10 protein-coding genes are annotated in these 19,660 nt (G+C 39.1%); 2 read left to right on the plus strand and 8 right to left on the minus strand.

Annotated features, from left to right (window positions below; genetic code table 11):
• Positions 1-19: 19 nt before the first annotated feature.
• From Q0983_RS06785 to Q0983_RS06820, 8 genes are all read right to left on the minus strand, one after another.
• On the minus strand, positions 20-1,387 hold the full coding sequence (locus Q0983_RS06785) for a glucoamylase family protein (protein ID WP_299550545.1): 1,368 nt from the start codon (positions 1,385-1,387) through the stop codon (positions 20-22).
• A 4-nt stretch (positions 1,388-1,391) separates the two neighbouring features.
• Positions 1,392-2,747, minus strand: coding sequence for a glucoamylase family protein (locus Q0983_RS06790; RefSeq protein ID WP_299550547.1), 1,356 nt, complete (start codon positions 2,745-2,747; stop codon positions 1,392-1,394).
• Between the two features lie 113 nt (positions 2,748-2,860).
• Entirely contained in the window at positions 2,861-4,639 is a 1,779-nt protein-coding gene (locus Q0983_RS06795; RefSeq protein ID WP_299550549.1) for a LamG domain-containing protein, read from the minus strand.
• 6 nt (positions 4,640-4,645) lie between these two features.
• Positions 4,646-6,175 (minus strand): RagB/SusD family nutrient uptake outer membrane protein, encoded by a 1,530-nt coding sequence (locus Q0983_RS06800; RefSeq protein WP_299550551.1) that lies wholly within the window; start codon positions 6,173-6,175, stop codon positions 4,646-4,648.
• A gap of 20 nt (positions 6,176-6,195) precedes the next feature.
• Positions 6,196-9,237, minus strand: a complete 3,042-nt coding sequence (locus tag Q0983_RS06805) for a TonB-dependent receptor (protein ID WP_299550553.1) — start codon at positions 9,235-9,237, stop codon at positions 6,196-6,198.
• Between the two features lie 227 nt (positions 9,238-9,464).
• A complete protein-coding gene (locus Q0983_RS06810) occupies positions 9,465-12,257 on the minus strand; it encodes a transcriptional regulator (protein ID WP_299550555.1) in 2,793 nt (930 codons plus the stop codon).
• An 80-nt stretch (positions 12,258-12,337) separates the two neighbouring features.
• The gene (locus Q0983_RS06815; RefSeq protein ID WP_299550557.1) at positions 12,338-13,444 is read right to left on the minus strand and encodes an endonuclease/exonuclease/phosphatase family protein; all 1,107 of its coding nucleotides are present in this window, start codon (positions 13,442-13,444) and stop codon (positions 12,338-12,340) included.
• A gap of 248 nt (positions 13,445-13,692) precedes the next feature.
• Entirely contained in the window at positions 13,693-14,565 is an 873-nt protein-coding gene (locus tag Q0983_RS06820) for an AraC family transcriptional regulator (RefSeq protein ID WP_299550559.1), read from the minus strand.
• 386 nt (positions 14,566-14,951) lie between these two features.
• On the opposite strand from Q0983_RS06820, the gene Q0983_RS06825 reads away from it, so the two are divergent.
• Together Q0983_RS06825 and Q0983_RS06830 are read left to right on the plus strand one after the other, a co-directional pair.
• Positions 14,952-18,038 (plus strand): TonB-dependent receptor, encoded by a 3,087-nt coding sequence (locus Q0983_RS06825; RefSeq protein WP_299550561.1) that lies wholly within the window; start codon positions 14,952-14,954, stop codon positions 18,036-18,038.
• Positions 18,039-18,048: 10 nt separating this feature from the next.
• The gene (locus Q0983_RS06830; protein ID WP_299550563.1) at positions 18,049-19,644 is read left to right on the plus strand and encodes a RagB/SusD family nutrient uptake outer membrane protein; all 1,596 of its coding nucleotides are present in this window, start codon (positions 18,049-18,051) and stop codon (positions 19,642-19,644) included.
• Positions 19,645-19,660: the final 16 nt, after the last annotated feature.

The raw sequence follows: 19,660 nt of genomic DNA on the forward strand, positions 1-19,660 counted from the left end.
TATAAATTCTAATTAAATCTTAATAGCTAAATCCAAGCTTCTGCAATCCGTTTTTCACATCTTCATTTTGCATGAATAAGTTCCAAAGTAACCCTGTTCTATGGTTTTCTATCATAATGATTTGAGGTCCCTGGTCTATCGCCAAATAGGTTTCTGTAACCCAAAAATCATAATGCGGACTGAAGGCGTCATAAAACCCTGAAGGGCCCAACATTTTATCTTTATTTTGGTATAAGTAATGCATCACTTTCAAGGATTCAGATGGTGTATAGGGCATAGAACTAATAGCTGCCGTGGGTGATATTACACCGATGTCGTTTGAAGGACTGTGAGCCGAATAACCTCTGGAACCATCAGAATTCCTGGAATAACTTGCTGTCAGGCCCCAACAATCTTCGCCGTAATCCACATAATTCTTAGGGTTCGTGATACAATATTGACGGTTGATCTTTGTGTGGTTCACTGCCAAATCCCAGTAATCCCCATATTGATCGGTTAAGTTTTGAGGGTTCAATCCCAAAAATGAATAATGACTGAAAAACAAGGGGCCTCCGAAATTGCTCCCTCCGGCATGCTTAAGCACCAGGGGGAACCCATATTGCGTTGCCGAGGATTTAATAGCGCCGCTACGTGCCCAACCTTTTTCATAGACAGCCTTATCAATGGTATAGTTTGGTGAGGCTGCCGCTAAAATATAGGTGATCAGCACTTCGTTATAACCCGTCAATTTCAAATTAATATCAAATCCGAAGTTAGGGCTCCAATGCCAGTACAACACCTCCTGGTTTTGGGTATACCAGTTCCATTCCACACCTTTCCACAAGTCGTCCGCTTTTTGGGCTAAAGCCTTTTCCGTATCCGAACCGTTTTTAAAGTATTCTTTGACACAAATTAGCCCTTGAACTAAAAATGCGGTCTCTACCAAATCACCACCATCATCTTTAGTGCTAAAAGGCAATGCGCTTCCGGAATTGCCATCGATCCAATGCGACCATACCCCGTGAAATCTATCGGCATTTTCCAAAAAATCCAATAGTTTACCTAATCTGGCAACAGCTTGTTCCCGGGTAATATAACCTCTCTCTATGCCTACCAGAATACTCATTAAGCCAAAACCGGTTCCTCCTGTGGTCACGACATTTTGATTGAGTGCGGGTTCCTTAGGATGGTATCGTTCTTTAGCTGCTCCGGAGTTGGTATGTGCAAAATCCCAAAAATATTTAAAGGTTTCTTCCTGAACCAGATCCAGCATCTCTTCATCACTCAAAGGCTCCACGGTTTTTGGATCATCTGAAACGGATACATAAGGTTCCTGATACCCCGGACCATCATCATTTGCACATGAAAACACAAGTAAAAAACTTAAAATCAATAGCAGTCTTTTCATAAACTTATTGCGTTTTTTTATATGTAAACCCCAGCTTATCCAAACCTTTGTGTACATCTTTATTAGACATGAATAAATCCCATAACAATCCGGAACGGTAATTTTCTATCATTACCGGTATGGGCCCCTGATCTATGGCCAAATACCTTGGCAAATACCATTGATGCTCTAAACTAAAGGCATCATAGGGACCATATTTTCCAATGAGGCTGTCATGGTCTTTATACATTTTTTTAAGCATTTGCATGCTTTCTTTTGGGGTATATGGAAAAGACGATAAGGCGGCTGTCGGTGCTATTACCCCTAGGTCCCTGTCTGGCCTGTGCCCTTTGTAACCTTTGATAGAATAGCTTGAGGTCAACCCCCAAATACTGTCACCATAGCCTTTGTAATTATGCGGGTTCTTCTGTGCATGTTTATAATGAATTTTTGCCTGGTTTTGTACCAATTTCCAATAATCGGCATACACATCAGACAGGGCATTCGGGTTTAAGCCCAAATAGGAATAATGCGCCCAAAACAAGGGGCCAACAGGAGAGTCATCGTGTTCGTAATAATCCAGAATTAAATCTTCTCCATAATAAGTTTCCCCGGATACAATATGGCCTTCTCTGGCCCAACCTTTATGGTAAGCTTCTTTACTTATGGGGTGCGTAGGGGAAGCAGCAGCCAGTACATACATGATCAGGCATTCGTTGTATCCGCCTACCGGAAAATTCATCTCCCAACCATACTCCGGGGACCAGTGCCAATATAAAACATCTTCCCCCCTGGTATACCAATCCCATTCCACCGCTTTCCAAAGGTTCTCAATCCGCTCTACAAGCTTTTGTTCCTCTGCATTACCTCCTCTAAAATATTCGGCTACGGTCAACATACCCTGTACCAAAAAAGCTGTCTCCACTAAGTCGCCTCCGTTATCCTTTTTACTAAAGGGCATTACTTTACCGGTTTGGCCATTAAGCCAATGTGGCCATGCGCCATGAAATCGATCGGCCTTTTCAAGAAAGTCGATCATTTTAACAAAACGCTGAAAGGCCTGTTCTTTAGAAATGAACCCTCGCTTTACACCAACCAGAATGGCCATCATGCCAAAACCTGTTCCTCCAGTAGTTACCGTGTGTTTTGGTGATGTCGGATATATATTATCCATGTGCAAGCGTTCCGGTGCGAGACCTGAATTTGGCTCTGCGCCTTCCCAGAAATAATTGAAGGTTTGTTTTTGAATACTGTCCAATAGCGCCTCATCATCCAAAGCCATAAAGCTTTTTGCCTCAAGGACATCATGTTTCTCTTTGTTCTCTTTACAACTAAAAAAAAGGAGTATTAAGACAACTAAGAAGTATAGTTTTATCTTCATAAAATAAATGTAAAAGCGTGAATTTATTTTAGTCACGCTTAGAAAGCGTGACTAAAATCTTCAACTAAATAAACTAAACTAACTCGATATTGAAATTAAACTAAACTAATCTGTTAATTATCCATTATGGCTTGAATCTCCGTTTGAGACAGTGCCTTATTGAATATCTGTAACTCATCCATAAAGCTTGCGTCCGATCTGTGGTTCCATCCGGTAAACCTTGGAGCTCCGGACATAATGGACAAAATATCACAACCTGTCCAATCCACACCATCAAAAGCGCCATCCCTAACTACTTGTCCGTTGATATAAACGGCGGCCTCTGTTTGTGAAATGGAAAACGCAATATGTACCCAGTCATTGGACGAAGGATCAATATCTGCAGCGGCACCACCATCAAACCAGGAATCCCCATCGCCACGACCAACATTTAATTTAATGCGTTGCATACCGCCTGCATTCTCCCTGAACAACCTAAAGCCTGAGCTTCTATCATTTTGGGTATCCGGGTATCCGGCATTGTCTGTATCTTCAGGACCGATAACTAATATTCCTGCGCGGTCCGGTGTGGCATTAACTTTATACCAAAACGTGGCACTTAACTCATCACCCAACAATCCATCCGTCGGAAATGTTAAATAGGAATCCGCCGCTCCTGCATAAGCGTTAATTCCACTATAGGATTCGCCTGCAAACCCGGGAGATCCTACTTCTGTAGCATCTGTTTTACTAACAGATTCAACATAACTTCCATCAAAAGACATATTAAATATTTTACTACCCTGTGCCATTAAGTTGATCACTTCACTTTGGGACAGCGCCGTATTGAATAATCTTAACTCATCCATAAAGCTTGCGTCCGATCTATGGTTCCATCCTGTAAACCTGGGTGCGCCGGACATTATCGATAAAATATCGCAACCCGTCCAGTCCACACCACTAAAAGCGCCTTGCCTTACCACTTCACCATTGATATAAACGGCTGCCTCTGTTTGAGATATAGAAAATGCAATGTGAACCCACTCATTGGATGCGGGATCGATATCGGCAGCTGCACCACCATCAAACCAGGAATCGCCAGCACCGCTACCAACATTCAGTTTTATACGTTGCATGCCACCGGCATTCTCTCTAAACAACCTAAAACCTGAGGTTCTGTCATTTTGGGTATCCGGGTATCCGGCATTGTCCGTATCTTCAGGACCGATAACCAATATTCCGGCACGATCCGGTGTGGCATTAACTTTATACCAAAAAGAGGCGCTAAATTCATCACCTAACATGCCGTCGGTCGGAACCGTTAAGTACGAATCAGCGGCACCCGCATAGGCATTCGTTCCTACTTTAGCTTCTCCGGCAAAACCCGGAGACCCTACCTCTGTGGCTTCGTCGAACGAAATTAAATTTGTAAAACTGCCGTCAAATGGCATATAAAACATTTCGCCATTAAACAGTGGTGTATAGGGTGGCTTTTTACTAAAGTTCGATACGACCATTGAAGTGTTACCGGCCAAATCGGTAGCTTTTACCGTAAGCATATGATCCCCTGTAGTAATATTATCGTAATTAAATTCTCTGGTGACAATTCGATAATCTAAAAAAGTATCATTAATCTCATTTTCGAATGAGGCTATTTGTACACCGTCCAATTCAACTTCAATCTTATCGAGTTCTATATCGTCTTCCACTTTAAATTCAATATCCACAGAAGTAATGGGTTCGGGAACCTGAATTTCAAATCCGTTTGAAGGTTTCATAATGGTAATGACCGGTGCACCGGCATCAGGTCCCGGGTCTACTTCAGTAATCGGGTCTATATTATTTTTATCACATGCCGTAAAAACCAACATGGATACTACTAATGTCATTATTCTTTTTACTATAGTCTTCATAATATCTTAGTTATTATTCGCATATTCTCTCAGAATGAAACTCTGTTCTAACTGGGCCAAAGGATAAGGTAAAAAGGCTTTATCCATAGTAAAATTTCTTCCATCATAGCTAAGCTCACCGGTTTCACCAAGGCGTACCATATCGGCATATCTTATACCCCATTCCATCGCAAATTCTGCAAATTTTTCATTGATAACATCCTGACTGGTTGCTCCGCTTATAGGTGTTAATCCGGCTCTGGCTCTGACTTCATTGATGGCGTCATCCGCAGAACCCGCATTTCCTGTAGCGCCTCGCGTAAGCGCCTCGGCATACATCAGCAATACTTCGGCATATCGAATGACCGTATAGTTTTTATTCGTACCGTAATTCGTCCTGCCGGGCGTTAGTTGAACAGATGGCAAATAGTGCTTCCCGCTGGCAAAAAGGGCCCTGGAATAATCATTAATACGATCTCCGTCCCGGGTTGTATTACTTACAAATGACGGTAGATTTGTATAACCCGCCGCTTCAAGTTCGGCTATACCGCGATTGGTGAATAATACGCTTGTTTCCAGGCGAATGGTCTCATTTCTATCCAGCATAAATTTGATAAACTTCAAACTTGGTTCGTAAAAGCCCCAGCCACTTCCGGCACCGGCTACGGCCGGTGTCCAGTTTTGGGAGCCGTAAAACGCATACAAATGTCCTACATTGTCTCCTGAAGACTGACCAAAGTCCGAGTATTGGATTTCCAGGATATTCTCTCTGCTTAGTTTTCCCGGTATTTTAAAAAGATTATAGAAATCATTAAATAATTCGAATCTGTTAGAACTTATAATTTGACCTGTAGCATCGGCAACAGCCTGGTAGTTCTCTAATTCCAAATTGGCCATTGCTTTAACCGTCAGGGCCGTGTATTTTGTAATTCCTCCCGGTAAATCAGCTCTGTCTACGGGATGTTCATCCAATAAATCCGGTATGGCTTCGTCCATTTGATCTGATATCCATTGCATAAGCTGATCTTTTGGCAACACCTCGATTTTCGTTTGATCCGGTGTATCGATTTTATAAACGTCACCAAAAGTGCGCGATAATTGCAATGTAATGAAGCCTCGTAATGTTTTGGATTCTGCAATGTATTGGTCAATCAAATCGGCATTTACCCCATTGGCCTTAAATAGTTCCAACTGATCTATCTGTACTGTAATTTGTATTACATCCTGGAACCAGTTTTGCCAAAGCGAATTATACATCCAATAGTTATTATCGTAAATAAAATTATCTGTATCGGCAAATCCCTGTTGGTCTCCCAACCCTCCGGCATTTACGTCATCACCCCTCACGGCTATGAGTGGTATCTGCTCCCAGCCCACACTCTGGAATGCCCTATAGGATCCTACTAAAGCCCCAAATGCGCTTTCCGGACTTGTGTAATCAATATCTCCTTGCTGAACCACAAGTTCTTGCTCTTCGTTTAATTGCTCACTACAACCTGTTAAAAAAACGGGGAGTGCCAATAACATAACTTTTATAAAAAATGATTGTGTTTTCATAATGTTTTCTTTTAGCAATTTTAAAGTTTTACATTTAGGCCAAATGAATAGACAGACGGTACAGGATACGTTTGTAAGTCTATGCCATCAAAACCAACTTCCGGGTTAAATCCATTAAAGCTTTTAGCCCATTGGAATGGCCTGTCTGCGGTTAATGTAAATCTCATTTGTGGCAAATTATTGCTCTTTAAGGTATATGCCAGTTGTATATTTTGAATTCTAAAGAAGTTGCCTTCTTCTAACCAGAATTCTGACATTCTTTGGTTCCATAATTGTCTGTATCCTTCAGATGACGGGAATGCATTTGTAGTGCCCTCTCCATGCCATCTGTTAATGGCTAATTCCGCATCGATATTGCGACCTTGTGTACGGATTACCTCTGCTCTGTTTCTATTAAGTATCACGTTGCCTCCCTGACCATAAAACTGTGCAGTCACTTCCCAGTTCTTGTAATTTAAGCCCAGGCTACCTCCATAGTAGTATGTTGGAACCGGGGACCCTAAATATGTTCTGTCATTCGCGTCCAACGTACCATCAGGATCCAAATCCTTATATCTGAAATACCCCGGCTTTACATCTATGCCTTCGGCAATGGCAGCCTGAGCCAACGGGTCTGAAGCTATTTCCGCAGCATTTTGATAGACGCCGTCAACCTGCCAACCATAAAATACATTGATGGGTTGTCCGACCGCCAGACGTTGTCTGAATTCTGCACTTCCACGGTCAATATGTGGTTGCCCTTCCAGATCCGTTATTTCGTTATCAATAGAACTGAAGTTTCCTGAAACGGTAAACCCTAAATTCTTAGCAATTTTACCTCTGTAGGTTGCCGCTATTTCAAAACCTTTATTTCTAACACTTCCTACGTTTTGCTGGCTAATATCAGTACCGACCAGTGGAAGTACGGGAATGGCAAGGTTTTTTGTATCCTTAATAAAGTAATCGGCTTCAAGTGATAAACTGCTGTCAAAAAATCTTGCGGTTAGTCCAAAATTAGCTTCCTCGGTAAACTCCCAACCCAAATCATCGGCATTTGTTGAAAATGAAAAGCCGTTAATTAAGGTATCATCAAAAACTGTGGAGATCGTACTGGCGCTTTGGGGGATACTTGCAGGAACGGCATCGTTAGCTAATCTACCCCAGCCTGCTCTAAATTTCAGGAAGTCAACGAAATCAATACCATCCATAAAGGGCTCTTCCGAGGCCACCCATCCCAATCCAAAGGCCGGGAGATACACATAGGTTTCTTCATATTTATTACTGCCTTCGGCCCTAAACGTTGCATAAGCAATGTACTTGTCTTTAAACTTATAGGACGCTCTACCAAAATATGAAAAACCATAAAATCTACTAGGACCTGCTCCAGGGTTATTATCATACGAAATCCGACTATCCTCCGCGGTATTATCAAGATACCAAGTTTTGTCGTTGTTCCTAACGAATGCTGAGCCCGGATCAAAATTGCCTCGCGTCCCGAAAGCCACAAAATAATCATCCCTGTAGGACGTACCGGCCATTAAGGTAAGGTCATGATCTCCAAAAGTATCAGTATAGGTAAGTACATTGTCTAAAATATAGTTTTCCTGAACAGAATTATTCCTTGTAATTGAAGATTCCTCAATTGGCCTCTGGAAATTATCCGACACAAAATATGGTAACAATACGATTCTCTCGTTGTTATTTCTATTATTATATGACAGCGTGGTTTTAAAATTCAATTTTTCAGGTAAAATACTTATGTCCGTATAAACATTAATGGTACTCCTGCGGCGTTCGCCCCGCCTGTCCGAATTATCCAGTAAAGGGAATGGGTTTTGGCTTCCCCTGTAACCTATTTCCCTGGCATCTGCGTATGGCAGAGGATCGGCATTGGTGAAATTAGAATCAAATACGGGTAAAATCGGTACGGCATAATAGGTTAATTGCCATGCCGAACCTTCGTCGTCATATTTTATGGCCCTACTGTTTAAGAAATTTGCGCCAACTTTTAGCCAGTTGTTAACTTTAGCATCTATCCGTGCCCTTAAATTGAAACGTTTGTAGTCGTTTCGCATGTCAAGAATACCTTCCTGGAATAAATAGTTCCCGCCAACCGAATAGGCTACAGCCTCGGTACCTCCATTAATTTGTAAATCGTGATTGTACATAGCTGCTTCTCTTAACACTTCTTTATACCAGTCTGTGTTTACGTTTGGAATATTAGGGTTTACCCTACTTCTGCCAAAGCGTTGCATAGCGTCATCGATACTGGCGATTTCCGAGACCGAACCTGACTCCAAAGCAAAGGTTGTAAATTGTTCTGCATTTGCCATTTTTAAAATGTTCTGTGCTCTTTGGAGGCCATAATTCGTTGTGTACTCTATTTGGGCATCCCTATTGAACTTTCCTCCTTTGGTGGTGATTAAAACCACACCGTTTGCGGCTCTCACACCGTAAATAGCTGCAGCCGATGCATCCTTTAAAATTGATAAATCCTGAATCTCCGAAGCATTTAAGAAATCAATATTATTGTAAAACATGCCATCTACCACGAATAACGGGGCTGAATTCCCAAATAAGGAATTGATTCCCCGAATATTAATCTCCGGCGTATCGCCCGGTGATCCCAGACTACTAATCTGTACGCCGGCAACCTGACCCTGGAATCCCTGAACAACCTGAGCGGTCTGAACTTTTTGCAGGGCTTCCGGCTCTATTGTAACAATAGCACTCGTTAAATCAGCACGTTTTTGCGTGCCATAACCTACAACTACCACTTCATCCAGTGTGGCAATATCAGTTTCCAAAGCAATGTCAACCTGGGTTTGGTCCTGAATTAAAACAGTAACCGTTGTAAACCCCAGTGAACTGAATTCCAGGGTTTCCCCGGAACTTACATTAATGGTATACTTACCATCAAAATCTGTACTTACTCCTCTTGTGGTTCCCTGTACAATAACATTAGCCCCAGGAACGGGCATGTTATCCTCGGCACTTACTACCGTACCGTTAATGGATTTTTCCTGGGCGAAAACGTGCACTGTAAACAGCAGAATTAACCATAAAGTAAATCTTGTTTTCATATGAGTCTTATTTTTGAACGTTAGTTTTTACTAAATTAACCACTAAGGAAGTGCTTATCAAAAAAACAGATACACATAAAATACGTCATACCACAAAAAGTACCTAAATTCTCTGTTTGACGTATAATATCAAGCTGTTTTTTTCTTATAAATAAAGGCTTTTAAATAAAAATGACGTAGTAATGACGTGCTAAAGAAGTTATAAAAATCAAGATTATCTCCCTTAACTATTTAAAATCTCTTAAATAATCTGCTAAAGATTTATCATTATCTAAATTTAGCTTGCGTTTTAATCGATATCTGTGAGTTTCCAGGCCTCTTATTGACACATTCATTAATGGCGCAATCTCTTTGGTAAGCAAATTCATTTTGATGTAGGCACAAATCTTTAAATCTTTGTGTGTAAGCTTTGGATGCTTACGCTTTAATTGATTAAAAAATTCTTCGTGAACCTGATTGAAGTTATATTCAAACAACTGCCATTCATCTTCATGGCCAATGGAGTTGTCTATTTTACGTAATAGTCTTTTGAAAGCCAGAGCATTTGAAAAATTTGACCTGTTTTGTTCAAGCTCGCTTTTAATTTCCAGCATAGATTCATTTTTCTTAACCAATGCCATTGCCGTATTTGCAAGCTGCTTGCTTTTAAGTTTTACTTCATTCTTAAGCGATTGATTTTTTAGCTGCACTATTTTCTTGTCGTTTTCTATAGCCTTTTCCTTTAGTAATGTTTCCTGCTCCTTTACCAGCTTATCATGTAACAACTTTTGCTCCTTTCTTATTTTTCGTTTATGCAACCAGTAAAACAGCGCACTTCCCATTAAAGCGACTGCGGCATAAAACAACATATTTTTATACCATGGTGGTAAAATGGTAATGTTTATAGTATTTTCTTTTGAGTCTTTCCCCGAAAAATTAGATGTTCTAAAATGCACTTTGTAATCACCATTACTAAGTCCTGACAGCTCCAATTTTTCTTTATCCATTTTTACCCAATTGAATGTTTCAGCATTGGAAATAGCATATTCAAAAAAATGATTTGTAGACAAAGGAGACGTCACAGAAATGGCCACATTCTTATTATAGGGGAATTCATAGGTATTCTCCTTACTAATATTCACGGATTTATTATCGACCTTAACCTGTTTTATATCCGGCTTGTAAAGGTCCTCCTTACTGCCCTGAACAGATTTATCAATTAACAGAAATCCATCATAAAGATTAAACGTATAAGTGGTATCATTTAGCTTCGAGACGCTTTCTGCATTTACAACGAGTCGTTTTTGTAATAGTCCGCTAGGGAGGTTTACCGCATTATCCCCCGATATGGATCGTAAACTTACGACGCCTTTACCGCTTTTAGTTATTAGCTCGTCTCCGTTAGCATCTGATAAAATATCAGCATCTTCTCCCAATGAGCTATTTAAAATGTCATGGGGAACAATACTGTCAAGCAATGCCTCATACTTTTGCCATCCCCTGTTTGTTTTGAAGCAAATATCATTTTTAATCTTATGGACCTTAACATTAAAATCGGACCAAAGTCCTTTATCGTTATAATTTTCAAAACTTACTATACTGTCCCTGTTTTTATTAAACACCACCTTAAACAACCCTTTATAGGCGTGGGCCACCCAGGCAGTTTCAGGATCTTCAAAAACCAAATATTTAACAGGTATTATTCTCGACCCCAGATGGTTTACACTCCATTGACCATCTGCAAAATCAAACCTTACCAATCCACCATATGTCCCCTGAACAAATGCATTTTTTAATTCAGGGATCTTTTTCATTATCCAACCTCCTGTAAAATCCGATATTTTCCTGAGTTTATTTTCATGCACCAGGTAGGTGCCACTATTGTGTCCGCAAAGCAATTGATTTTTTATTTCTTTTAACTCCCACACCTGCCCCTGAGAGCCCTCAACAAACTTTAAATCTTTAGTATCGGCATCCAGATAGAACAACCCTGTATTACTGCCTATATACAAGGTGTTATTATGGTTAGCCACATCGTAAACGGCTCCCAGTTTTCCCGAATTATCGTTGTAAAGCACGTGGTTGGAATCCAAGTCTATTTTAGAAACGCCATTATCCAACCCAAGCCATAAATTGTCATATCTATCCAACTCATGACTCAATACGGTATTATTCAACAACCCATTTTCCTTATTAATATGGTAGTTTATATCGCCTTTTTTATCCGTTATGTATACACCATTTTTTATCGTACCACATACGATATTGGTATCTTTCAAAATTTCAAAACTATTGAGTTGTTGTTCCTTTAATATGGCATTGACCTCGGAGTCCCATGCAACCAAACTTCCATGGGTGGTATCATATAAAAAACAGCCATTCAAAGCGGTAGCTATAAATAGTTTTTCCTGATACCTGGTAATAGACACAATTTTAGTATTAATCAACTGAGGATGATGTATCTTCCGGTGTAAGATGCCGTTTTTCAAGATAAATACACCGTCTCTAACTGTAGCTAAATAAATGTCATTATCCACTATACTACATGACAAAATTGTGGAGGGCGGCACTACACGTTGAACTTCATTATTCTTATAGATATATACGCTGGAAAATGATCGAAATAAAATAGCGTCCTGATGATGAAAAATTTGCCAGAACTCTTCTGCCAAAGATTCTTCCCGTTCCTTAAAATCACTCAGGGAATTATATTCTAACCGCCCCTTTTCATTTTTTTTCCAAAAGCCGAACTCCTCATAAGAACCGCTATATACCAAGCCTTCATAAGCAAGAACTGAACGAATTATGGTTTTATTCGGAAGTTGATAAAAATCCCATTTCACACCATCAAACTCCATTAATCCTTTATCGTTGGCTACATAAAGTTCTCCGGTCTCTGAAACAGATATGCCCCAGTTTTTATTACCGGCACCAAATTCGGTCAACGCATAGTTTTGAAAAAATGGTGTATACTGCCCATGAGCCATGTACCCCCATATAACAAAAACCAGTGCCAGAATGTTACGAATACTAAAATGCATGCATTAAAACGCGTTAAGAAAGTTTTGAGAATTAAATATAACCAATAGTTAGTGGAAAGGTAAAATTTAGGAATAAAAAATCAATCAAAAGAGTTGGTCTTAAATGTTGCCAAAATGCCTTTATGATCGGATGGCCATACGCCTTTGGTCAGCAAAAACTTATCCTGAAATTCAGTATCTTCAATACCTTCACCCCTAACAATACTTCCTGATAAACCTACTATAATTATATCGTCCAGAGACATAAAGGCGTCGTCATTATAATAAACAAAATCTATGCGATCTCTGTCGTCAGCATCTGGTGCCCAAACCAATTTTGATAGTGGAACAAGGGTGTTAAAAGCAGGCCATGTAAAACCAGGGTGCGTTACAGGGTTTGGGTATTTTACACGATAGGCATCTAAATAACCTTCCGTTTGTAATGTTGAACTATTTTGCCATGGAACCACGGTTCCGTTATGATCAAATAAATTCTTAGTTTCTTCAATCCAATCTAAATGAGATGGCTCGTTAAAATCACCCGCCAAAATAACCATATTGCCTTTATTTCGTTCACTTTTGGCGTTATTCACAAAAAGATCAATGGCCTCATCACGATTTGAACCTAAGTTTTGTTCTAAAATCGTATTTAGATCGGTAACGGGCTCAGGTAATTTTCCCCAAGTAATACCATCATATCCCCTAGGTAAATAGCAAGCATAATGCGTATAATCTAAATGTGCAGAATACATGGTTAAAAGTTTATCCTCAGTTAATTTTATAACGCATTTTACCAAATAAGGGGAGTTTAGTATGGGTTCGGATACCATAGGAAACTTCGAAAGAATAATTGGGGATTTTCCAGAATTAAAGGAATGGTAGGTTTTTCCAAATGTTTTTAACGCTTCTACAATTCGGCTACTAAACACGGTATTGTCATTATTCATTATTTCAGAAAGGGCAACTATATCTGCATTAGTTTGAGCAATAACTTCGGCGATAGCGTTAACACCCCCACTAACTTTGGTACCTTCATGCCAGGTATTTAATGTTAGTACTTTAAGCTTTCCGGTAAACGCTACTTCTACCTTATTTGAGTTTTCATGCTGCTCTTGATTTGTTCTCTTTTCACTTCTATCAAATTGGCAGTTTAGAGTAAATAGGTATAGGATAAGAACAAAATGCAGGCTTACTTTTTTATGCAGCATAATTAATAAATTTAAAGAAGTGGGCGTTTTCTCACTCCTCTAAATATATTAAAAATTAAATAATTCTGGTTTTGCCCCGGCCCATACTGAAGCCTGAACTATTATCGAACCATACTTTAAAGTTTTTCAAAAATCTACTTGCTACATTAAACAGCCACACCACCTATTTTCTCATAATCCTGAAGCACATCAATCAGAATTTCACCAAAGCAGATTATTTTAACCAAATCCTACTTTACGTATTACTATTAATAAATATTTCGTGTCCCTTTAAAGTTTTCCCGAAACTCTGTAGGCGTGCAACCTTGCTTGTTCTTAAATCTTCTGTTAAAATTGGAAATATTGTTAAACCCACAATCAAAACAAATTTCAGAAATACCATCATTGGTCTCAATAAGTTTTCTGGTGGCATAACCTAACCTTAACTCGTTCACAAATTCGGTAAACGTTTTGCCGGTGCGCTTTTTTATTAATCTACTAAAAGAGATCACAGTCATGTTTATAATTGCAGCAGCATCTTCAACCTTAATCTTTTTATCGTAATGCTCTTTAATATAGTTGTACACCTTTTCTATACGTTCACTATTATGAAAATCGTTCTGATCTTCAAACGACAGATTAGTCAGGGTTTTTTTATCCCTGGAAACAGCCAGGTCATATAATAAGGATTGAAATTCCATAAAATTGTCAAACCCACTCTTCCTGCTTAATGAATTCAACCTTTCTTCTACACTCAATATAGTTTCCTTTGAAAAGAGAATACCATGTTTTGAAGCTTTAAAGAGTTCCTTTATCGGTTTCAAAATATTCTTATTTAATAGAAGCGAGTCAAACAAATCCCTTGGAAACTGTATTGTAATTTCATGTAAGGTTTGAGTAGTATCATTTTTATAGTTTTCCCATCCATGATATACATTTGGACCCACCATTACTAATTCATAATCATCTATTTCACCGATGTGGTCTCCCACTATGCGTTTCCCCCCCTTGGCATTATGGATAAAGTTGATTTCGTATTCCGGATGAAAGTGAATCGGAAATGTAAAATCATTCCTTTCCCTATCAAAAACCAAAAAACAATCATCTTCCTTTAGCGGGGTAATTTCTCTGTGTATTAACATAATTCGTTTTGATTTAGCTTTAATTTGATGAAATAGTACAACAAATAATGATATAATAGTACATATGCTAATTTAATAATAATATCTATAATATTGACCAAATAGCTTTTCTTATTATTCGTAAATTTTATTAATATTTATTTAAATTATTGATTTTTAAATATTTAACTTCAATTATGTATGAATAAAAAAATAGTGCCTGAATATCAAAATATTAAAAAATGTCGTAAAAGTATCATTAAATGATATAAAAATATTTAACAAAAGAGGTATTAGTACATAATTTTGAACTCTAAATTCTGATCAAAGAATTGCTTATACAACCATACGGTAAAAAAGCAAACTACTTAAGACAATTTTGAGATATACTAACTAAACTTTTAATTATGAGAAAAAACCTCCGATTTATTTTAATGATCGTTTTACTTGTGCCAACGTGGACATTATTTGCACAAGACAAAACGGTTAGTGGCACGGTTACAGATGAAAGTAATATGCCATTACCTGGTGTTACCATTTTGGTTAAAGGAACTTCCAATGGTACAACCACAGATTTTGACGGGAATTACTCCATCACGCTTTCCGGCAGCCAAAATGTACTAAGCTTTTCGTATATAGGTTTTAAAACCCAGGACGTAGCCATTGAAAGCCAAACCACTTTAAACGTCACTTTACAAACAGATTTGGTTGGACTTAATGAAGTGGTAGTAGTTGGATATGGCTCTATGAGAAAAAGTGATTTAACCGGTGCTGTGTCATCGGTAACAGGAGATGATTTGTTAAGAGTAGCATCGAACAGACCAGTAGAAGCCATTCAAGGTAGAGTTGCCGGTGTTACGATCAATAAGACTTCCGGTCGTCCGGGAGCTGGAATGAAAGTAAGAATTCGTGGTGTTGGTAGTACCAACAACTCAGACCCACTGTATGTAGTTGATGGTGTACCGATTGGGAACGACATTGAATTTTTAGCCCCGGAAGATATCCAAAGCATAGAGATCCTAAAAGACGCATCTTCAACGGCTATCTATGGTAACAGGGGAGCCAACGGTGTTATAATTGTAACTACTAAATCCGGTAAAGCCTCTACGAAACCCGTATTCTCATTCAATACGTATTACGGTATTGCCGAAATCCCAAATAAGGTAGATTTATTGAATGCCTCTCAACAGGGACAGTTGATTCTTGAGGCGGCAGCGAATGACGGACAAACATTGCCAACAAATCTTGAAAGCCGCATTAATTTTGCTATCGCAAATAATGCATCAGGCACTGATTGGCAAAATCAAGTGTTTAGAGAAGCGCACCAACAAAATTACAACCTGAGTATAAGAGGAGGCTTTTCATCTAATGATGATTCCGGAAGAAAGCTTTTGTACGCACTTAGCGGCACTTTATTTGATGAAGATGGAACTGTAGAAAACACTTCTTTTAAAAAGTATATTTTCAACACCAAAACAGAATACCACTTTAACGATAAGGTTAATGCAGGTGTTCAAATCAATATTTTCAGAAGTGAATTAGGTAACTTCCCGGAGGGAATTTATAACGGCCCCATTCCTTTATCATTAACATCAAGCCCAATTGACAGCCCAACAAATGCGGAAGGTGAATTTATTCCAATGCTTACGGCTTTTGGAAACAATCCTGCGTTACTGGTTGATCATTTACAATATGGCGACAATACAACCAATTCCTATTTGTTGCGTTCTTGGCTGGAATTTGATATAGCTGACGGCCTTAGCTTTAAAACCAATTATCAAATTTCAAACGGAGCCATCCATAACAAAAATTATAGCCCGGCTTATTACTTAAACGAAAATTTTAATCGTCCTGAAAGCCAATTATTTGAGCAAAGAGGCGATTTCTATAGCTGGACGTGGATAAACTTGTTAAACTACAACAAGACTTTCAACGACTTACATAAAGTAAATGCAACTTTAGGCCATGAATCACAATACAATAAAAGTTCAGGTTTCAGTGGAACAGGAATCAATGTTCCAGAGGAAAAAGATTTACAGTATTTGAATTTGGCAAAAACCTTTAACGAAAGAATTAATGCCTATCAAGGACAAGGAGGTACAGAATCTTATTTCGCAAGAGCATTTTATTCCTTTGACAACAAGTACATGGTAACAGGAACAGTTAGATATGATGGGTCTAACAAATTCTCAGGAGACAATAAATGGGGATTATTCCCATCAGTTGGGGCCTCCTGGAAAGCAGATGAAGAGGAGTTCGTCCAAGATCTTAATATGTTCTCAACTTTAAAATTTAGAGCAGGATGGGGGCGCGTAGGTAATCAAGCCAGTGCACAAGCAGGTTCTGATGTTGCCAACATTGGCAACTACTCCATGCAGTACGTATTCAACGATGTTCAATACCAGGGAGGTACCACCACCAACATTCCAACACCCGACCTAAAATGGGAGGTTGTTGAAACCCAAAACTTTGGGGTTGATATGGGCTTCTTAGAAGGCGACTTAAGTGTTACCGCAGACTATTTCATAAGAGATACCAAAGATATGATTACCAGAGTTGCACTTCCTGGCTACTATCCAAAAGACAGACCAAATGCGAATATTGGAACTATGAATAATAAAGGTTTTGAATTTGCAGCGAACTACGGAACCAATATTGGAGATGTAAACTTTAGCATCGGGGCGAACATTACATTTATTGACAATGAGATCACCAAGCTAAATTCTGATGCCGATGCTTTTATTGATGGCGGATACATTGATAAACTGGGATTTACAACCAGAACTGAATCTGGCAGAGAAATAGCTTATTTCTACGGATATCAAACGGATGGTATTTTCCGTACTCAGGAAGAAGTTGACGCTTACGCCAGTATACAACCCAATGCTCAGATAGGAGATGTTAGATTTGTTGACAACAATGGAAATGGCACTATAGAAGCAGATGACAGAGCTTATTTAGGCTCTGGCCAGGCCGATTTCTCTTATGGTATTAACTTCAGTTTGGAATACAAAGGATTCGATTTATCAGGTAATTTCTTTGGAGTCCAGGGGGCTGAAATCGTAAACGGTATGAGCTTAAGACTATTAGATGTTAACGATTATTTTAATGCCTATGCCGATAGAATGAATCGTTTCCATCCGGTAAACAATCCAAACGGGACACAACCAAGAGTCACCCTATCTGATGCCAATAACAACTTACGTTTTTCAGACAGGTATGTTGAAGACGGTTCTTTCCTAAGATTGAAAAACCTACAAATTGGTTATACACTTCCTTCAAATTTAATTGAAAAGGCAGGCATCGATAAATTACGTTTCTACGTGTCAGGACAAAACTTATTGACCTTCACAAATTATAAAGGTTACGACCCTGAGATTGGTGATTTGACCCAAGACGCCGCAAATGATGTTAGGAGTTTAGGTATTGGTGTAGACTTAGGAAACTACCCGCAACCGAGGTTATACTATTTTGGAATGAACATTAACTTTTAAAAAATTAGCAATGAAATTACATAGATTAATACCATTTTTTATAGCTGTTGTTGCTCTTTGTTCTTGTGAAGGCAACTTAACAGACTTAGAAAATATAGGAACCCAAACCGCAGAGGTTTATTTTAACGACCCCGAAAATGCATTGGCAGGATTAAACTCTGTTTATGCGGCAACCCAAGATGATGAGTTCTTTGTTTATGGAGACATCTTATCTGATGACGCCCTAAAAGGAGGTAGTAGCTTCTTTGACTGGGTGGACCGTGAATACTTAAGACAATTTACTGCAAACTCCGGAAACGGTGTATCCGGAGGAACCTGGTCGCTTTTATACACAACTATCGTCAGAGCAAATGAAGTGATAAACTCATTACCGGATGCCACTTTCGATGAAGATTTAAAACAAAGAATTATTGGTGAAGCCAAATTCCTAAGAGCTTATGCGTATTCTAAGTTAGTTCCTTTATTTGGTGGCGTACCATTGGTTACTGCAGACTTTACAGTAGACAATTTAACCGCTCCAAGAAGTACGGTTAGCGAGATTTACACTTTCATAAAACAAGATCTTGATGATGCGATTGCTGTCTTACCGGAAAAAAGCCAATATGCTGCTTCAGATTTAGGTCGAGCAACCAAGGGCGCTGCCAGAATGCTTAAGGTCAGAGTGCTAATGCAAGAAACCGGCTATAGCTACAATTCTGTTCTATCTGCTTCGGCAGGTCATTCGGTAGACGTTTCTGCCAACTGGAATGAAGTTTACAACCTTACAAGTGACATTATTAACTCCGGAGAATATGAGTTAGCGAGCAACTTTGCAACTATCTGGGAAGAAGAAGGCGAAAATAACATCGAGTCTATTTTCGAAATTCAACACAAACAAACCAATAACGAATGGGGAGAAAGCGTAGGTAACACTACAATCGTTCAAATGGGTAACAGAGACGATTGGGGCTGGTGCTTTAACTTACCAACTGATGCACTGTATAATACTTTCCTAAGCTCAGACCCAAGGATACTATGTACAATCTACGGGCAGGAATTCGACATTCTTTTCGGCGTAAAACAAACCTGGGACAAACAAATTTGGACATTAACTGATGACAGTACAAAAGATTTTGTAACCAGCTGTAGACTAAACAGAAAATATGCTTTAGCAAAAGAAGCCAGACATGGTAACCACAACAATCAGGACGTAAACAAAAGAGTCATGCGTTATGCTGAAGTTTTACTGGCCCATGCGGAGGCTGCCTACTATAAAGGCATGGAAAGCGACGCCAGAGATTACGTTAATATGGTCAGAAACCGTGCTCAAAACTCTACTATGCCGTTAGGGGCATCTGAAGGGCAAACGTCAAACTACACTTACGATACGTTTGCAGGAGCATCTGTACCAGATATTCTTAGCACAGGAAATGACTTATTACTTGACATTTGGAAAGAACGCCGTATGGAACTTGCTCTTGAAGGCATAAGATACTTTGATATCATCAGAACCGGAAGAATTGACCTATTACCATTTACAGACAATTATACGTCCCACGATGGCTTACTCCCTATACCAATAGGAGACGTAAACACCTTTGGACTACCACAAAATAAAGGCTACTAATAACTAAATAAACAAT

This window comes from Seonamhaeicola sp. (genome assembly GCF_028281565.1).
GTDB lineage: Bacteria > Bacteroidota > Bacteroidia > Flavobacteriales > Flavobacteriaceae > Seonamhaeicola.